General features: G+C 71.7%; 17 protein-coding genes and 1 tRNA gene. 9 read left to right on the forward strand and 9 right to left on the reverse strand.

The window, feature by feature from the left end; translation table 11 throughout:
* The 4 genes from ypfJ to KVA01_RS08385 form a co-directional block, all read right to left on the reverse strand.
* A partial coding sequence (gene ypfJ / locus KVA01_RS08370) for a KPN_02809 family neutral zinc metallopeptidase (RefSeq protein ID WP_141269742.1) occupies positions 1–893 on the reverse strand: 893 nt, incomplete at its 3' end.
* A gap of 173 nt (positions 894–1066) precedes the next feature.
* A complete protein-coding gene (locus tag KVA01_RS08375) occupies positions 1067–1765 on the reverse strand; it encodes an energy-coupling factor transporter transmembrane component T family protein (protein WP_141269744.1) in 699 nt (232 codons plus the stop codon).
* Positions 1762–2445 carry an energy-coupling factor ABC transporter ATP-binding protein gene (locus KVA01_RS08380; protein ID WP_141269816.1) on the reverse strand — a complete coding sequence of 228 codons (684 nt, stop codon included), beginning with the start codon at positions 2443–2445 and terminating at the stop codon, positions 1762–1764. Before KVA01_RS08380 ends, KVA01_RS08375 begins: the two co-directional genes overlap by 4 nt.
* A gap of 63 nt (positions 2446–2508) precedes the next feature.
* A complete protein-coding gene (locus tag KVA01_RS08385) occupies positions 2509–3153 on the reverse strand; it encodes a biotin transporter BioY (RefSeq protein ID WP_141269746.1) in 645 nt (214 codons plus the stop codon).
* Between the two features lie 230 nt (positions 3154–3383).
* On the opposite strand from KVA01_RS08385, the gene KVA01_RS08390 reads away from it, so the two are divergent.
* Positions 3384–4982 (forward strand): ABC-F family ATP-binding cassette domain-containing protein, encoded by a 1599-nt coding sequence (locus tag KVA01_RS08390; RefSeq protein ID WP_068467132.1) that lies wholly within the window; start codon positions 3384–3386, stop codon positions 4980–4982.
* 105 nt (positions 4983–5087) lie between these two features.
* Here the strand turns inward: KVA01_RS08390 and KVA01_RS08395 are convergent, their stop codons facing one another.
* The 4 genes from KVA01_RS08395 to KVA01_RS08410 all read right to left on the reverse strand — a co-directional run bounded on the left by KVA01_RS08395 (position 5088) and on the right by KVA01_RS08410 (position 8202).
* Complete coding sequence (locus tag KVA01_RS08395; protein ID WP_068467130.1) at positions 5088–6197, reverse strand: alcohol dehydrogenase catalytic domain-containing protein; 1110 nt, start codon at positions 6195–6197, stop codon at positions 5088–5090.
* 149 nt (positions 6198–6346) lie between these two features.
* The gene (locus tag KVA01_RS08400; RefSeq protein WP_141269748.1) at positions 6347–7321 is read right to left on the reverse strand and encodes an SURF1 family cytochrome oxidase biogenesis protein; all 975 of its coding nucleotides are present in this window, start codon (positions 7319–7321) and stop codon (positions 6347–6349) included.
* The gene (locus tag KVA01_RS12965) at positions 7321–7746 is read right to left on the reverse strand and encodes a hypothetical protein (protein WP_068467128.1); all 426 of its coding nucleotides are present in this window, start codon (positions 7744–7746) and stop codon (positions 7321–7323) included. Before KVA01_RS12965 ends, KVA01_RS08400 begins: the two co-directional genes overlap by 1 nt.
* A 72-nt stretch (positions 7747–7818) precedes the next feature.
* On the reverse strand, positions 7819–8202 hold the full coding sequence (locus tag KVA01_RS08410; RefSeq protein ID WP_267899942.1) for a DUF3099 domain-containing protein: 384 nt from the start codon (positions 8200–8202) through the stop codon (positions 7819–7821).
* Positions 8203–8457: 255 nt separating this feature from the next.
* On the opposite strand from KVA01_RS08410, the gene KVA01_RS08415 reads away from it, so the two are divergent.
* The 3 genes from KVA01_RS08415 to KVA01_RS08425 all read left to right on the forward strand — a co-directional run bounded on the left by KVA01_RS08415 (position 8458) and on the right by KVA01_RS08425 (position 10305).
* Positions 8458–9183: a beta-ketoacyl-ACP reductase gene (locus KVA01_RS08415; protein ID WP_068470966.1), complete on the forward strand. Its 726-nt coding sequence runs from the start codon at positions 8458–8460 to the stop codon at positions 9181–9183.
* A gap of 44 nt (positions 9184–9227) precedes the next feature.
* Positions 9228–9983 carry an SDR family oxidoreductase gene (locus KVA01_RS08420; RefSeq protein ID WP_068470968.1) on the forward strand — a complete coding sequence of 252 codons (756 nt, stop codon included), beginning with the start codon at positions 9228–9230 and terminating at the stop codon, positions 9981–9983.
* A gap of 236 nt (positions 9984–10219) precedes the next feature.
* Positions 10220–10305, forward strand: a tRNA-Leu gene (locus tag KVA01_RS08425).
* Positions 10306–10406: 101 nt separating this feature from the next.
* Here the strand turns inward: KVA01_RS08425 and KVA01_RS08430 are convergent.
* Complete coding sequence (locus KVA01_RS08430) at positions 10407–11201, reverse strand: Ltp family lipoprotein (RefSeq protein WP_233438816.1); 795 nt, start codon at positions 11199–11201, stop codon at positions 10407–10409.
* A gap of 340 nt (positions 11202–11541) precedes the next feature.
* On the opposite strand from KVA01_RS08430, the gene KVA01_RS08435 reads away from it, so the two are divergent.
* From KVA01_RS08435 to KVA01_RS08455, 5 genes are all read left to right on the forward strand, one after another.
* Complete coding sequence (locus KVA01_RS08435; protein ID WP_141269755.1) at positions 11542–13812, forward strand: MMPL family transporter; 2271 nt, start codon at positions 11542–11544, stop codon at positions 13810–13812.
* A 181-nt stretch (positions 13813–13993) separates the two neighbouring features.
* Positions 13994–14923 carry a phosphoserine phosphatase SerB gene (gene serB / locus KVA01_RS08440; RefSeq protein ID WP_141269757.1) on the forward strand — a complete coding sequence of 310 codons (930 nt, stop codon included), beginning with the start codon at positions 13994–13996 and terminating at the stop codon, positions 14921–14923.
* 107 nt (positions 14924–15030) lie between these two features.
* The gene (locus tag KVA01_RS08445) at positions 15031–15813 is read left to right on the forward strand and encodes an ABC transporter ATP-binding protein (RefSeq protein WP_068470974.1); all 783 of its coding nucleotides are present in this window, start codon (positions 15031–15033) and stop codon (positions 15811–15813) included.
* 65 nt (positions 15814–15878) lie between these two features.
* Positions 15879–16817 (forward strand): sulfite exporter TauE/SafE family protein, encoded by a 939-nt coding sequence (locus KVA01_RS08450; protein ID WP_233438826.1) that lies wholly within the window; start codon positions 15879–15881, stop codon positions 16815–16817.
* Between the two features lie 100 nt (positions 16818–16917).
* Positions 16918–17745, forward strand: a complete 828-nt coding sequence (locus KVA01_RS08455; RefSeq protein ID WP_068470975.1) for a TrmH family RNA methyltransferase — start codon at positions 16918–16920, stop codon at positions 17743–17745.
* Positions 17746–17804: the final 59 nt, after the last annotated feature.

Consider the following 17804-nt stretch of genomic DNA (forward strand, 5'->3'; position numbering starts at 1 on the left):
GGGTGGTTCAGGTTTGAGGCGGAGAACGTGTCGCAGGCCTTGAGCTCCCCGGTCTGGTAGCCGGTGAGGAACCACGCCTGGCGCTGCGCGGACGTCCCGTGGGTGAAGGACTCCGGATTCGCGCGGCCCCGGGCGGCCTCCTGGATGCGGTCGTCGCCGATGGCCCCGGCCGCCTCAATCGCGTCCGAGAGCTGGGCGCGCGTGATGGGCTGCAGCTGCACCTGACCGCCGGGCTCGGACGCGTGGTGCGCCCACATGCCCGCGTAGCAGTCGGCCTGCAGCTCGGTGCGCACGGCACCGGACGTCGCGCCGTGCGGGTCCTGCTGGGCCCGTCCCAGGGTGCCCTGCAGGTCCTGCACGTGGTGGCCCACCTCGTGCGCCATGACGTACTCCTGGGCCAGGGCGTCCGCGTCCGCGCCGAACTGGGTGCGCAGCTGGTCGAAGAACCCGGTGTCCAGGTAGACCGTGGAGTCCGGCGGGCAGTAGAACGGGCCGGTGGCCGAGGACGCCGTGCCGCTGGACGTGCTGACCGAGCCGTTGAAGAGCACGACCTCCGGCTGGGTGTACTTCTTGCCCGTGGCCTGCGGGAAGTACGAGCCCCAGAACTGGTCCAGGGACTGCACCGTGGCGACCATGCGGCACGAGGTGTCCGAGTTCGCGTCCTCGCCGGTGCGGCAGCGCTGCGCCAGCCCGGAGTCCACCTGCTGCGTGGCGGCGGTGTCCTGCTCCGAGCCGCCGGTCAGGGCGTCGATACCGTCCTGGCCGAAGAACAGTCCCGCGATCAGCAGCAGCACCACACCGCCCAGTCCGCCGCCCACGGCGATCCCGCGGCCGCCACCGCCTCCGGAGCTCACGCGTCCGGCATTCAGCTGGGAGTTGTCGTTGAAGCTCATGGGGGAAGCATAGGGCCAGCGGACGCTCCGGGCGTGGCGCGGGACACCGTGCGGCGCGTGGCGCGGTGAGGGGGAACGGACCCGGCGGCCCACTGGAGCGGGAGGGCGGCGTCGTCGTCACCAGACAGGAGCGTGACGAGGACGGTTCCCGGGGCAGGAATGCCCGGCATGACCTACTCGAGCCCGCGAGCGGCGAGCGCCTCCCCGGTGCGGTGGGCGTAGTCCACGGTCGCGATGACCGCGGGGGTGACCAGGCGGACCGGGTCGGTGCGCACCGTGCGGGCGGTCGCGGCGTCGCGCAGGCTGGAGAGGACGCCGAAGAGCCAGGGGACCGAGCGGATCATGAGGGAGACGGCCAGGCCGATGCGCTCGGGGTCCACACCGATGAGGCGCAGAGGGGAGCACAGCCGCACGAGCCCGTCGACGAGCTGGGGCAGGGGCGTGGTGGTGAGCAGCAGGCGCGTGAGGGTGACGACCGCGAGCAGGGACAGGACGACGTCCGCCGCGCGGGCCGGGCCGTTGGCGACGACGTGGTAGACCGCGAGGATCGCCACCAGCAGCGCGAGGGGACGCAGCGAGCGGGCCCAGCGCCGCACTCCGAGCCCGCACGCGGCAGACAGCACGAACGTGAGCGCGAGGGTTGCCAGGGAGACTCGCCAGTCGCGGGCGATCATCACGCCCAGGCACGCGCCGAGCACGAGGGCCGCCTTCAGCCAGAGCGGGCTGCGGTGCAGCGGGGAGGTGCCAGGGACGTAGGTGCCGAGCAGGTCGTCGCCGCGGGAGCGGCCGCCACCCCGGCGTCGGCCCGGGGCGCGGGCCGCGCCCGGCTCGAGCGTGCTGCCCGGTGACGACGCCGCCGCGCCGCCCGTCACGCGCCCGCCTCCCCGGGGAATCCGCTCGCACACCACGCGCGGTACAGCGGGAGCATCCGCTCGGGCGGGCCCTGGTCGATGATGCGGGAGTCGTGCACGACCGCCACGTGCTCCGCCGTGGCGGCGAGGTCGAGGTCGTGGGTGCTGACGAGCTGCTGCTGGGGGAGGGAGTCGAGCAGCTCGCGCAGCCGCAGCCGGTTGCGCAGGTCCAGGAGGGTGGTGGGCTCGTCGAGCACGAGCACGCGCGGCTCCACGGCGAGCACGGCGGCGAGCGCGACGAGCTGACGCTCACCGCCGGAGAGGTCGAACACGCTGTGGTGGGCGCGGGCTTCGAGTCCCATGCGCCGCAGCCAGGCCATGGCCCGTTCGGTGCGCTCCACCCGGTCCTTCACGCCGCGGCGCAGGGAGAGCTCGATGTCCTCGAGCGGGGTGGGCATGAGGATCTGCGAGGCGGGGTCCGTGAAGACGAAACCCACCTGGCGGCGCGCGTCCCGGGGGAACGCCACCGGGTCCACGCTGCCGGTGCGGACCACCCCTGAGACCGGGGTGACCAGGGCGTTGAACAGCCGCAGGAACGTGGACTTCCCGGACCCGTTGAGGCCCACCACGGCGGTGCGCCGGGCGGTGAACTCGCACGAGACCCGGTCCAGGACGGTCACGGGACCGTGGGGGCCGTCCATGGTGACGGTCACGTCCGCGCAGTACAGGGACGCGCGGAGCTCGTCAGGTGGTGCGTCCGCCACTCAGAGGACCGCGCCCGCCATGCGGGGGAACGCGCGGTGCACGGCCACGGCGATCAGCGCGGCCACCACGACCTTGACCAGGTCCCCGGGGATGAACGCGAGGTCCGTGACCACGGCGGCACCCGGTGCGAGCCCGGCGTTGACCATCATGCCCACGATGCCCACCACGTGGGAGAGCACGAGACCGGCGAGGCCGGCGCCGATCAGCTTCAGCGTGAGACCGCCGCGCCGCTCAGGTGCCGCGGAGGTGGCCCCGAAAGCCGCACCGTCGCGACGTCGTACGCGCTCGCCCCGCACGCTGCGGTGCGCCAGCGCGCCCACCAGGGCGGCCGCGAACGGGAAGGAGACCAGGTAGCCGGCGGACGGGCCCGCCAGCACCGCGGGGCCGCCCACGAAGCCCGCGAAGACGGGCACGCCCAGCAGGCCCACGACCACGTAGAGCAGCAGCGCGAGGAACGCGCGCCGGCCGCCGAGCACCATGCCGGTCAGGAACACCGCGAGGGTCTGCAGCGTGATGGGCACCCCGATCGCACCCACGGGGATCGCGGGTGCGAGCGCGAGCACGCACGTGAGGGCCGCGAACACGGCGATGTTGGCGAGGTCGAAGGAGGTCACGGCGCGGGTTTCCGGCGCGGGAGAAGTCATGGAAGGCAGTCTAGTTGGCGGCCTCCGCCCGCTTCCGGAGGTGGGACGACGACGCCGCGGCCCGGATTTGCGGGCCCGGGTAGACTGGGCGTGTGCCCCGGATCCACGGGGTTTCTGTCTGCCCCGGGAGGGCCGGACGCCGTGACCGCGTCACGGACGGCACCGGCCCGCGACCTCGTTCCTCCCGGCGGCACCCCCGAGCGACACCGCCCACGAAAGGCCTTGCACCGTTGATCACCGTCACGAACCTCGAACTGCGCGCCGGAGCACGCCTGCTCATGGACGAGGTGAACTTCCGGGTGGACAAGGGCGACAAGGTGGGCCTGGTGGGCCGCAACGGTGCCGGGAAGACCACCATGACCAAGGTGCTCGCGGGGCTCACGCTGCCGGCGGCCGGTGAGGTGACCCGCTCCGGGTCCATCGGCTACCTGCCGCAGGACCCCAAGGTGGACGACATGGACCAGCTGGCCCGGGACCGCATCCTCTCCGCCCGCAACCTGGCGGGGGTGATCTCCAAGCTGCGCCGCACCGAGGAGGAGATGGCCTCGGAGGACGACGCCGTCCGTGCCAAGGCCATGCGCCGCTACGACCGTCTGGAGTCCGAGTTCCTGGCCGGGGGCGGCTACGCGGCGGAGTCCGAGGCTGCCACGATCACCAACAATCTGAACCTTCCCGCGCGCGTGCTGGAGCAGCCGCTGCACACCCTCTCCGGTGGTCAGCGCCGCCGGGTGGAGCTCGCCCGGATCCTCTTCTCGGACGCGGACACCATGCTCCTGGACGAGCCCACCAACCACCTGGACCACGACTCGATCGTGTGGCTGCGCGAGTTCCTGCGGGGCTTCCAGGGCGGTCTGCTGATGATCTCCCACGACGTGGAGCTCATGGAGATGGTCGCGAACAAGGTGCTCTACCTGGACGCCAACCGCTGCGTGGTGGACGTCTACAACATGACCTGGAAGAACTACCTGCAGCAGCGCGAGCAGGACCAGGCCCGGCGCAAGCGGGAGCGCGCGAACGCGGAGAAGAAGGCCGGTGTCCTCATGGACCAGGCCAACAAGATGCGCGCCAAGGCCACCAAGGCCTCCGCCGCCCAGCAGATGATCCGCCGGGCCGAACGCCTCATGGCCGGCATCGAGGGCGAGCGCGTGCAGGACAAGGTCGCCGCGATCCGCTTCCCCAAGCCCGCGGACTGCGGCAAGACCCCGCTGACGGCCCAGGGCCTGTCCAAGTCCTACGGCTCCCTGGAGATCTTCACGGACGTGGACCTTGCGATCGACCGCGGCTCCCGCGTGGTGGTGCTCGGTCTCAACGGCGCCGGCAAGACCACGCTGCTGCGCATGCTCGCGGGCCAGTCCGAGCCGGACACCGGGGAGGTGATCCCGGGCCACGGGCTCAAGCTGGGCTACTTCGCGCAGGAGCACGACACCCTGGACACCGAGCGCACCGTGCTCGAGAACATGAAGAGCGCCGCCCCGGACCTCCCGGACACCCAGGTGCGCACGCTGCTCGGCTCGTTCCTGTTCCAGGGCGACGACGTCGACAAGCCCGCCGGGGTGCTCTCCGGCGGCGAGAAGACGCGACTGGCCCTGGCAACCCTCGTGGCGTCGTCGGCGAACGTGCTGCTGCTCGACGAGCCCACCAACAACCTGGACCCGGCCTCGCGCCGCGAGATCCTCAACGCGCTGCACAACTATGAGGGCGCGGTGGTCCTGGTCTCCCACGACGAGGGCGCCGTCGAGGCACTCGAGCCGGAGCGCGTGGTGATGCTTCCGGACGGCGTCGAGGACCTGTGGAGCCAGGAGTACCAGGACCTCATCAGCCTGGCCTGACACCCGACCACCACGACGCCGCCGCGGGGCCCCGTTTTCGGAGCGCCGCGGCGTCGTCGTGCGTCAGCCGTTGTGGGCCAGACGGTGGGGCCCAGGCGTGGTGCGTCAGTCCTCGAACAGGATGACCTGCCGCACGGCCTGCCCGTCCGCGAGCCGGTCGAAGCTCTCGTTGATCTGGGACAGGGCCACCCGCTCGGAGATCAGCTCCTCGACGGGAAGCTTCCCCTCGCGCCACAGGTCCAGGTAGACCGGGATGTCGCGCGAAGGAACCGCGGAGCCCAGGTAGGAGCCCACGATGGTGCGCGCCTCGGCGGTGACACCGAGCGGGGCGATCGTGGACCGGGCGTCGGGGGAGGGCAGACCCACCGTCACGGTCGTGCCGCCCGGGGCCGTCGCCGCGACCGCGGTCTCGAAGGCCCGGGGATGCCCGGCGGCCTCGACCACCACGGCCGCCCGCACGCCGTTGTCCGCCAGCTCCTCGGGGGAGTGGACGGCCGAGGCCCCCAGCTCCGTGGCGCGTGCGAGCTTCTCGGGATTCGCGTCCACGCCGATCACCGGCCCCTTCTCCAGGGACAGCGCCGTGAGCAGCGCGGCCATGCCCACGCCCCCGAGACCCACGACCATCACGGTGTCGCCCTCGCGCGGCCGCCCGGCGTTGAGGACCGCGCCGCCTCCCGTGAGCACGGCGCAGCCCACCACGGCGGCGATCTCCGCCGGAACGTCCGCGCCCACGGGCACCACGGACTCACGGCTGACCACGGCGTGGGATGCGAAGCCGGAGACCCCCACGTGGTGGTGGACGTCCTGCCCCGCGCGGTGCAGCCGCAGCGCCGAGCCCGGCAGCAGACCGGCGTTGTTGGTCTCCGTCCCGGGTGAGCACGGCAGCTTGCCGTCCGTCGCGCAGTTCTCGCACTGCTCGCAGCGGGGCAGGAACACAGTGGTCACCTGGTCTCCCACGGCCACGTCCGTGACACCCTCGCCCACCTTCTCCACGATTCCCGACGCCTCGTGGCCGAGCACCATGGGCAGGGGGCGCGGCCGGTTGCCGTCCACCACCGAGAGGTCCGAGTGGCACACCCCCGCGGCCCGGATCCGGATCAGCAGCTCACCGGGGCCGGGATCGTCCAGCTCCAGCTCCTGCACGGACAGTGGGCGGGACTCGGCGTACGGGCGGGACAGCCCGCTCTCGTCCAGCACGGCTGCGGTGATCTTCACGGCGACTCCTTCGTCACGGATTCGTTTGTCGAACGGGTGGTTCAGACGGGCCACCGGCCTGCGCCGAGCGGGAGGACGACGCCGCGGGGCCCCGGGGACGCGGCCCCGCGGCGTCGTCGTGGGTCACGCGTCCTGGGCTGCGCCGTGCGTCAGCCGCGGCCGCGCTCCTCCAGGGCGTCGAGCAGTGCGTCCTCCTCGTGCTCGTCGCTCGTGCCGGAGCGGGCCCGCGTGCGCTTGGGGCGGTACAGGGACTTCAGGTGCGCCGGCATGTCGTCGGCCATCTGCAGCTGGCGGATCACGAGGGACTCGTCCACGTCCCCGATGTAGTTGCCCTCGGCGTCGTAGTAGCGGGCCAGCCGCCGCTCGACCTCCGCGGCGTAGGCGCGGTCCCACTCCACGTTCTTCACGTGCTGGCGCGCGGAGTAGCCGTAGGCCACGAACACGAGCACGGCGAACGCGTACCACTGCAGCGAGTAGGACAGGTGCGGCCCGTAGGAGACCTCGGGACGCTCGGCGGCCTGCGGGGTCACGGCCGCGGCGGGGTCCTCGGCGACGAGCTCGCCGTAGCCGCCCGTGGCCAGCTGCGCCCCCCAGCGGGAGGTGAGGTCCGGAAGGTCGATCGACGCGACCTGGCCCTCCGGGGCACCCCGGTCCAGCGGACCCTGCGAGGGGCGCAGCCGCACCGTGACGTCCACCGTCCCGGGGGGGGCGGGGGGAACGGTCGAGGGCATGCCGTTGGCGGAGTCGTCCGTGGGGATCCAGCCGCGGTCCACCGCGACCACGGTGCCCTGGTCGGTGCGCAACGGCACCAGCACGTCGTAGCCCACGCGGCCGTCGTGCGGTCGGTTACGCACCACCACGGTCTCGTCTGCCAGGTACGTGCCGCGCAGCTGCACGGGGTGCCACGTCTTGGCGTCGTCGTAGTGCTGGAACAGGGACAGACCCGTCGCGGCGTCGTAGGGGGCGGCGTCGTAGTTGCCCGTGATCTTGGCGTTCTCGGCCACCAGGTGGTCGTTGCGGGACATCTGCCACTGCGCCAGGTAGACGCACAGCACGGCCGCCACGCAGGTGAGCACGAACCACCCGATCCACGCGGGCGTGCCCAGGAACTTGTACTTGCGCATCACTTGTCGTGCTCCCCGTCGTGGTTCTCGGCGTCGTCGCCGCTTCCCTGGTTGCCGAGTCCCCGACCGGCTGCGCCGTGGCTGCTCGCGCCTCCGGGGCCGACGCCGCTGCCCTCCCGGGTGCCGGGCCCTGCGGCCCCGGGTACCGCGGCGCCGTCGTCGAACGGCTCCACGCTCTTCAGGAAGCCGCGCTGACCCAGGAAGTCCGCGAGGTGCTCACGGTGCGCGTCGCACGCGAGCCACGCCTTGCGGCGCTCGGGGGTGTGCACGCGCGGGTTGTTCCACAGCAGCGTCCAGCGCGCGGGAGCCCGGCAGCCGCGGCGCGAGCACACGGCGCGCGGCGCGACGTCCTCCTCCGAGCGCGAGGGGGTGGGAGAGCCCGCGGGGCGTTGCGGGTCGAGAGAGCCGAGGAGATCGAGTTCCACCGTGTGCGTGTCCTCCCGGGGTCGCGGTGCGGGGCTGGTCGTGCGGTTGTCCGTGCGGGGTCGTGGGCGTGCTCAGTTGCGGCGCGTGGCCGTGTGCGGCGGGCGGGGCAGCTCCCGGGGCGGGCGGTGGACCGTGTACTCGCCGTCCACCACCACGGCCTCCGGGTCCGGCTCGTGCTCCTGCGCTTCCGCCGCGGTCGGCAGCTCGGTGCGCTGCGGCGGGGTGTACGCAGAGCCCGCGCGCTGGGAGCGGTCCGCCCCCTTGTTGGCCAGCAGCACCGCGAACCACGGCAGCAGCGCCGCCCCGAGCAGCAGCAGGATGCGGGCCACCAGGTTGTCGACGAGCACCATGGCGATGATGCACACCACGCGCAGACCCATCTGGATCGAGTAGACCTTCATCCGCTGGCTCATGTCCGAGGTGTGGGAATCCGCCGCCGAGGTGATCGAGTGCACCTCGGTGGAACCGTTCGGCTGAGCGTGGGATCGAGTGATGGTGAACGTCCTTCGGAGACATCGTCCGCGGGGGCTGCCCCGGGCCCCGGACCGGCCGGGAGCGCGGTGCCCATTGTCTCACCGTTGCGCGGCGGCCCCAACTGACCGCTACCTGGGAGAGCGCCGCAGGTGGGGCGGCGGTTAGGATGCTGGGAGTCCAGATCCACGGCCGCGGCCGGATCTGCCGCGACCACCCGCCCACGGAAGGCTTCCCCTATGACCGAGCAGTCCTCGTCCCCCCGCACCGTCCTCGTCACGGGAGGCAACCGCGGCATCGGCCGCGCCATCGCCGAGGCGTTCGTGGCCGCGGGGGACACCGTGGTCGTCACGTCCCGCTCGGGTGACGACGGGCCCGAGGGCGCCCACACCGTGCGCGCGGACGTCACCGACTCCGCCTCGGTGGACGCCGCGTTCAAGCAGATCGAGTCCGAGTTCGGCCCCGTGGAGGTGCTCGTGGCCAACGCCGGCGTCACCAAGGACTCGCTCCTCGTGCGCATGTCGGAGGCGGACTTCCAGGACGTCGTGGACACCAACCTCACCGGCGCGTTCCGCGTGGTGCAGCGCGCGACCAAGGGGTTCATGCGCCTGAAGCGCGGGCGCATCGTGTTCATCTCCTCCGTGGTGGGCTACACCGGCGCCCCCGGCCAGGTGAACTACGCCTCCTCGAAGGCCGGTCTGATCGGCATGGCGCGCGCCATCACCCGCGAGCTCGGCTCCCGCGGGATCACCGCGAACGTGGTCGCACCGGGCTACATCGACACCGCCATGACCGAGGAGCTGCCGGAGGAGGTCAAGGAGAACTACCGCTCCATGATTCCCGCGAACCGCTTCGGGCGCACCGCGGAGGTCGCCTCCGCGGTGAAGTACCTGGCCTCGGAGGACGCCGCCTACATCTCCGGCGCTATCATCCCCGTAGACGGCGGGCTGGGCGTGGGGCACTGACGCCCCTCCCGGACCCGAGAAGTTCCCCTCGAAGGAGACAACGCATGAGCTCAGTGGCAGGCAAGACGGTCGTCATCACCGGATCCTCGCGCGGCGTGGGCGCGGACACCGCCAAGATCCTCGCCGGCGAGGGCGCCAACGTGGTGATCAACTACCGCCAGAAGGCGCCGCGCGCCAACAAGGTGGTCAAGGAGATCACGGAGGCCGGCGGCAAGGCCGTGGCCGTGCAGGCTGACATCACCGATCCCGAGTCCCGCCGCGGTCTCTTCACGGCCGCGAAGGACGCGTTCGGCGGCGTGGACGTGCTGGTCCTCAACGCCTCCGGCGGCATGGAGACGGACCTCGGCGAGGACTATGCGCTCAAGCTCAACCGGGACGCCCAGAACGACACCCTCACCGACGCGCTCGAGCTGCTGCCCGAGGGCGGGCGCGTGGTGTTCGTGACGAGCCACCAGGCGCACTTCATCAACGACGTCGCGACCATGCCCGAGTACGACGCCGTCGCCCGCTCCAAGCGTGCGGGGGAGGACACCCTCACCGCTCGCGTGCCCGAGCTCGAGGCGAAGGGCGTGAGCCTGGTCGTGGTCTCCGCGGACATGATCGAGGGCACCGTCACCGCCACGCTGCTCAACCGTGCGCGCCCCGGTGCGCTGGACGAGCGGCGGGAGGCCGCCGGCAAGCTCTACACGGTCAACGAGTTCGCGCACGAGATCGCGAAGATGGTCACGGCGGACGTGCCCACCGGCCACGTGGAGCTCGTGGGCGGCGCGGAGGACTTCCTGGCGCAGGCCGGCAAGTAGCACTCCGGGGCGTTGCCCCTTCTTTCCGAGACGGCGACGACGCCGCACGCGAACCGGCGTGCGGCGTCGTCGCCGTCTGTGGTGGGCACCTCCCGGGGGGAGGCGCCGGGTGCAGCGGTGCTTCCGGCCCCTGAGACGGATCGGTTCGAACCGCCCGGACAACTGTGGTAAATTTTCTGTCGTTGCCACGGGCCCACGAGGTTCTTCTCCGGAAGAAGTTCACGGTTCGGACACCTGCGCGGGTGGCGGAATAGGCAGACGCGCTAGCTTGAGGTGCTAGTCCTCGTATTAGAGGGTGGGGGTTCAAGTCCCCCCTCGCGCACAGAGAAGAACCCCGTTCGACCACTGGTCGAGCGGGGTTCTTTCATGTCTCCGACAGGGCCCCGGCGCACGCCGGGGCCCTGTCATCTCAATGCAGAGGGGTCACAGCCCGTTCGCGTCCGCGCCGTGCTCGGCCTGCTCGGGCGTGAACCCGTCGAACGTGAGCTGCTCGATCAGGCTCTGGCGCGAGAAGCCGCTGATGTCCAGGTACTCCTTGCCCTTCTTCACCGCCTGCGCCATGTAGTCCGGGGCGGCCGCGTCCACGCCGTGGGCGGCCTGCTCCGGGGTGAAGCCGTCGTACTGGAGCTGCTCGATCAGACCGCTACGCGAGAACGCCATGACCGAGAGGTAGTCGTCGGCCTTCTTCGCGGCCTGCTCGTCGTAGTCGGTGCTGAGCTGGTCCACCGCGGCGGTCGCCTCCTGGGTGGTGAAACCCTCGTACTCGAGCTGATGGATCAGCCCCGAGCGGGAGAAGCCGCTGATCGCGAGGTAGTCCTGCGCCTTGCGCACGGCGCTGTCCTGCGAGACGGACGTGGACCGGTGGCCGCCGTCCTCACCCGCGTCAGCCGCCGACGTCGACCCGCCGGTGGTGGCACCGGTGTCGGGCGTGCTCTCTCGTCCGGGCTCCGAGGACGCCGATTCCTCCGACGTGGGGCCCGCGACGCCCACACCGTCCGAACCGGTCGTATCCGTCGTGGTCGCCTCCGCCACCTGCTGGGTGGTGGCGTCCGTGGCCGGAGCCGCCGACGCCGCGTGCTCGGGCGGGGTGGAGCTCGCGGTCGAGCTCTGCGTGGACTGGGGCGGCGCGGCGGGCGCGTTCGTCCCGCACCCGGTGAGCAGCAGGAGGGCGAGGACGCCCCCGGAGAGGACGAGGGAGTGGGAACGGGGGTGTGCCAAGGTGTGGCCTTCCACGAGGAGTGCCGGTCGGGCACCAGAAGAATTGCAAACGGATGTATTTGCTTTCACACATCCTGGCACGACGATCTCCGGGACGATGTCCACACAAGCACCCACATCGTTCCCGTGCCGGAGGGCCGAGCACGACGCTGCCCTCGAGGCGGCGCCATCTGATGGCCCGCTGCCCGCCGCAAGTCCACGGTCACGCGCCGGGGTCACCGGCACCCGTACGATGACCAGCAGGTGACCCGCGCCACCGAACCGGCGGTGGGGCGTCGTCAGGGCCGGTGCGTGCTGCACGGAGCGGTCGTCCACGAACCGAGACCCCCGAAGGTGAGCCATGCCGAGCAGACCCGCACCCCGATCCGGCGAGCGCGAGGGGACGGTGACCACCCCGGAGCAGGGGACCGGCGCGGAGCGCGAGCCCGGCGCCGCCGAGGCCGTGCCCGCCCGGGAGAGCAGCCGCTGGGTGCGGTGGCTCGTGCCCGTGGTGCTCGTGCTCGCGTGGTTCGCCGTGATGGGCGTGGGCGGCACGACCTTCGGGAAGATCTCGGACGTGGTGTCCAACTCGCAGTCGGACTTCCTTCCGGTCTCGTCCCAGGCCACGCAGGTCCAGGACCGGCTGGGGGAGTTCCAGGACTCGGACGGGCTGCCGGCGATCGTCGTCGTGGAGTCCGGGGAGAAGCTCTCCGAGGCGCAGCTGGGGAAGATCACGTCCCTCGCCGGATCCTTGAAGGATCTCGACGGGGTCCTGGAGGTCTCCCCGCCCATTCCCTCCGAGGACGGTGAGGCGGTCGAGGTCGTCGCGCTCGTGGACTCCCAGGCCGAGACGAAGGACGTGGTCGAGGAGATCCGCGACCGCCTTCACTCCGACATTCCCGACGGTCTCACCGTGGCGGTTTCCGGACCAGCGGGTCTGGTGGCGGACCTCTCCCAGGCGTTCTCCGGCATCGACGGTCTGCTGCTGCTCGTGGCCCTCGTGGCGGTGCTCGTGATCCTCGTGGTCGTCTACCGCTCGCCGCTGCTGCCGTTCCTCGTGCTGCTCACCAGCGTGGCGGCGCTGTGCGGCGCGATCATCACCGTGTACGCGCTGGCGCAGGCCGGGGTGATCGACCTCAGCGGGCAGACCCAGGGGATCCTCTCGATCATCGTGATCGGGGCGGCCACCGACTACGGGCTGCTCTACACCGCACGGTTCCGTGAGGCCCTGCACCACACGCCGTCGCGCTGGACCGCCACCCTCGTGGCGTGGAAGGGCAGCGTGCCCGCCGTCCTGGCCTCCGGCACCACGGTGATCGCGGGCCTGCTGTGCCTGCTGCTCTCCGAGCTGACCTCGAACCGTGGGCTGGGCCCGGCCACCGCGATCGGCGTCGTCTTCGCGGTCCTCGCCGGGCTCACGCTGCTGCCCGCCTTGCTCGCGATCTTCGGACGCGCCGCGCTGTGGCCCAAGATGCCTCGAGTGGACGAGAACCCCGAGTCCCACGACGAGGCCATGAACCCCTACGACCACAAGGGGCTCTGGCCCGCCGTCGCCCGGCTCGTGGACCGCCGCTCCCGCGCCGTGTGGATCGTGTGCACCGTCCTGCTGGCCGGCGCGGCGGTCGGGGCCACCCAGCTGGACGCCGGTGGCGTGCCGCAGTCCGAGTTCGTCACGGGAAAGTCCGAGGCCCGGGACGGTCTGGCGACCATCGAGCGGCACTTCCCGGGCGGCTCCGGGGACCCGGTGTACGTGCTCGTTCCCGAGGACCAGGCCGAGACGTCCGCCTCGACCCTCGCGGCGGACGACGACGTCGACACCGTGGCCTTCACCGCCAAGGACTCCCCGATCGGCACGCTGCCCTACCCGACCCCGCAGGCCGGCCCGTTCGCCGGGGTGAAGCCCACGCAGAGCCACGGGGACGTGCTGCTGCAGGCGACCCTCACGCACGCCTCAGACTCCGAGGAGGCGCAGGACACCGTCAAGCGCCTGCGGGAGGACCTCGCCGCTGACGCACCGGACGCGAGGATCGGCGGCACCACGGCCGTCCAGGTGGACACCATCGCCGCCTCCGAGCACGACCGCGCTCTGATCATCCCGGTCATCCTGGCCGTGATCCTGCTCATCCTCGTGGTCCTGCTGCGCAGCGTGCTGATGCCCGTGCTGCTGATCGCCACCACCGTGCTCTCCTTCCTGGCGGCCCTGGGAGTGGCCACCCTGGTCTTCACCCTCATGGGCATCAACCAGGCGGATCCCACGGTGCCGCTGTTCAGCTTCGTGTTCCTCGTGGCGCTGGGCATCGACTACAACATCTTCCTGATGAGCCGGGTGCGCGAGGAGGTGGTCTCGGTGGGCCACCGCGCCGGCGTGCTCGCGGGTCTGATCACCACGGGCGGGGTCATCACGTCCGCCGGGATCGTCCTGGCGGCCACGTTCGCCGCACTGGGCGTGCTGCCCATCCTGTTCCTGGTGCAGCTGGCGATCATCGTGACCATCGGTGTGCTCCTGGACACCATCGTGGTCCGCTCCCTGCTGGTCCCCGCACTCGTGCTGGACATGGGTCCGCGTTCGTGGTGGCCCTCGCGCGTGGGCACTCCCGGCCGTCACCGGGCCGGTGCGGCGCCCGTGGACTGATCCGGCGTCGTTCCGGCACGACGACGCCGCTCGGCGGCTAGGGCGGCGCGCCTCACCGCCCGGGCCGGCCGCGCAACGAGCGGGGGAACGCCCCGGAACCCTGCCCCGGCGGCGGCGTCACACGGGACGGTGGCGGCCCCCGCCTTTGTGCCCCGTTCCCACCGGCCGGTACACTGCGGCCATGTCCGATCACTGTGCCGTCGTCGCCTTCACCGCCACCCCGGATGAGGAATCCACTCCCGCCGTCCTGGAGCTCGTGGCGGGCGCCGGGGCCACCGTGGAGTCCCACAACTGGGTGCGCGTCACGGGCAGCGCCTCGGACGAGCAGGCCACGGACGTGGAGGGCTACAACGCCCTCACGGTGCACGTGCGCACGGACGATCTGCCCCGGCTGCGGCACGCGCTGCGCCCGGACCCGCAGCAGCAGCTGCTGCCCGGACTGGACCTCAACGCCCTCGAGAGCACCTGGATGGACCCCTCCCGCCGCAAGCTCGTGGTGCTGGACGTGGACTCCACGCTGATCCGCCAGGAGGTCATCGAGCTGCTCGCCGCCCACGCCGGGCGGGAGGCGGAGGTCGCCGAGGTCACCGAGCGCGCGATGCGCGGCGAGATCGACTTCGTGGAGTCCCTGCGCCGACGCGTGGAGGTGCTCGCGGGGCTGCCCGAGAGCGTGATCGCGGACGTGGCCCGCAGCGTGCGGCTCTCGCCGGGCGCCCAGGTGCTGGTCCAGACCCTGCTGCGCGAAGGTCACGCCGTCGCGGCCGTCTCCGGGGGCTTCGAGCAGGTGCTCGAACCGCTCGCCGCCTCGCTCGGACTGACCCGGGCGGCCGCGAACACCCTGGAGATCGAGGACGGTGTCCTCACGGGACGCGTGACCGGACGCGTCGTCGACCGCCGGACCAAGGCCGAGCTCACCGAGCAGTGGGCGCGCGAGCTCGCCGTGGACCCCGAGGACGTCATGGTCGTGGGGGACGGCGCCAACGACATCGACATGGCCCGCCTGGCAGGGCTCTCCGTGGCCTACCGCGCCAAGCCCGCACTGCGGGAGATCGCGGACACCCAGCTGAACATCCCCAACCTGGACGCCCTGCGCTTCTTCATGGGTCTCTGAACTCGGGGTCCCTGAGCCCGTGGACAGCCCGGTGGCGGACGCGGTGACCTGGGGCGTCGGTGCGCCGGACTGCGACCGGACACGGCCCGGGCACTAGAGTTGCCCTCATGAGTTCAGTTCTGGAATTGGTGGACGTCACGGTCGTCCGCGGCGAGAAGACCCTGTTGGACGCCGTGAACTGGACCGTGCAGGACGGCGAGCGCTGGGTCATCCTGGGGCCCAACGGGGCGGGCAAGTCCACCCTGCTCTCGATTGCCGCGGCGCGGTTGCACCCCACGCGCGGGATGGTGGACATCCTGGACGAGATCCTGGGGGCGGTGGACGTCTTCGAGCTGCGCCCGCGCATCGGCGTGAGCTCCGGCCCGCTGGCGGGTCAGATCCCGCACGCGGAGACCGTGGCGAACGTGGTGCTCACGGCGGCCTACGGCGTGACCGGGCGGTGGCGTGAGGAGTACGACTCCGCGGACGTGGAGCGCAGCGAGGAGCTGCTGCGGGTCTGGGGCCTGGAGGGTCTGCACGACCGCCGCTACGGCACCCTCTCGGACGGCGAGCGCAAGCGTGTGCTGATCGCACGTGCCCTGATGACGGACCCGGAGCTGCTGCTGCTGGACGAGCCCGCCGCGGGTCTGGACGTGGGTGGTCGCGAGAAGCTCGTGCAGCGCCTGGACGAGCTCGCCCGGGACGAGGCCGCACCGGCGATCGTCATGGTCACGCACCACCTGGAGGAGGTCCCGGACGGGTTCACGCACGCGCTGCTGCTGCGTGACGGTGCCATCGTGGCCGCCGGGCCGGTGGGGGAGGTCATGACGCAGCAGAACCTCTCGGAGACGTTCGGGATGCCCCTCAAGCTGGTGCGCGTGGCCAACCGCTTCGCCGCGTTCGCGGGCTGAGCGCCCCCATGGTGGCAGTTCCCTCCGCAATGCTTCCTGCCGAGCTCTTCGGGTCCGGCAGCGCCATGGGCTTCCAGTGGTGGCAGGTCCTCCTGATCCTGGTCGCGGGTCTGTGGGCCGGCACGATCAACACGATCGTGGGCTCCGGCACGCTCGTGACCTTCCCGGTGCTGGTCACCCTGGGTGTGCCCCCGGTGACGGCGTCCATGTCCAACGCCATGGGACTGATCGCCGGCAACGTCACCGGCGCGTGGAGCTACCGCAGCGAGCTGAAGGGCCTGAAGCGCACGCTGCTGAAGTTGCTGCCGTGCTCGCTCGTGGGCGGTGTGATCGGCGCCTACCTGCTGCTGCACCTTCCCGAGGAGGTCTTCGGCATTGCGGCTCCGTTCCTCATCGTGGTCGCCCTGCTCTTCGTCGTATTCCAGCCCCGGCTGCAGGCCGCCGTGCGCGCACGCAAGCAGCGTCAGGCACCGGTGACGGCGGGGGAGAAGGCCGACGACGCCGTGGCGAGCGCCCCGCGTACGACGGCGGCGGGTGGGGTGCCCGCGGGCAGCAACCCCGTGGCCGCGGCGACTTCCGGCGGCACTGCCGCTGCGGCGTCGTCGTCCCCCGGGACCGTGGACATGGCGGACGGCGCCCGGCAGCCGGCAGTCCTCTACCTGCTCGTCTTCCTGGCCGGCATCTACGGCGGGTACTTCGTGGCCGCCCAAGGCGTGCTGCTCGTGGGCATCCTCGGGGTGTTCCTGCTGGCGCCCCTGCAGTCGGCCAACGCCGTGAAGAACGCACTCGTGGCCGCCGTGAACATCGTGGCGGCCCTGTCCTACGTCTTCTTCGCCTTCGACCGCATCAACTGGTGGGTCGTGCTGTTCATCGCCCTGAGCTCCACCGTGGGCTCGTGGCTCGGCGCGAAGATCGGCAAGCGGATGTCGCCCGTGGCGCTGCGCACCGTGATCGTGCTCCTGGGACTCGTGGCCCTGGCGAACATGGTCTCCAAGCTGTTCTGAACCCTCTCGCCGGGCGCTGGTGTGCCGCGTGGCACGCCCCTGTGCGCGCGTCCTGCGCCGCCTCGCACAACCCGTCCTGCTCCGTCGACTCAGGAACCCCGTGACCTCTCCCGCACCCCTGTCCGAACGCATCGTCTGCCTGGAGGACCCCGCCGATCCGCGCGTGGCCGACTACACGGGACTCACGGACGTCTCCCTGCGCCGCAAGCTCGAACCGGAGCGCGGGCTCTACCTGGCCGAGTCCTCCAAGGTGCTGCGCCGTGCGCTGGACGCGGGGCACGAACCCCGCTCCTTCTTCATGGCGGAGAAGTGGCTGGACGGCCTCACGGACGTGCTCGAACGCTACGACGTCCCGGTCTACGTGGGCTCCGACGAGGTGCTCGAGGGCATCACCGGCTTTCACCTGCACCGAGGGGCCATGGCCGCCATGCACCGCCCGGAGCCGCTGGACCTCGAATCGGTGCTCGCGGCGTCACGGCGCGTGGCGATCCTGGAGGACATCGTGGACCACACCAACGTGGGCGCCATCTTCCGTTCCGCGGCGGCCCTGGACGTCGACGCCGTCCTGGTCACCCCGCGCTGCGCGGATCCCCTCTACCGGCGGGCCGTGCGGGTATCCATGGGCACGGTCTTCCAGGTGCCCTGGGTGCGCCTGGAGCACTGGACCGCGGACCTGCAGCGGGTCAAGGACGCAGGCTTCCTCACGGCCGCGCTGGCGCTGTCCGAGGACGCCGTGACCGTCGACGAGCTCGCCGCGCAGCACCCGGAGAAGCTCGCGCTGATCCTGGGCACCGAGGGCCAGGGGCTCTCCGCGGCCACGCTGCACCACGCGGACCGCCACGTCGTCATCCCCATGAGCCACGGGGTGGACTCCCTCAACGTGGCCGCCGCGAGTGCCGTAGCGTTCTGGGAGACGCGACCGCGGTAGCGCGCTCCCGGCACACGCCGACGATGGCAGATGACGACGGCGGGCGGCCCCCAGGAGGG

Source organism: Kocuria varians, from assembly GCF_006539885.1.
Taxonomy (GTDB): Bacteria; Actinomycetota; Actinomycetes; order Actinomycetales; family Micrococcaceae; genus Kocuria; species Kocuria varians.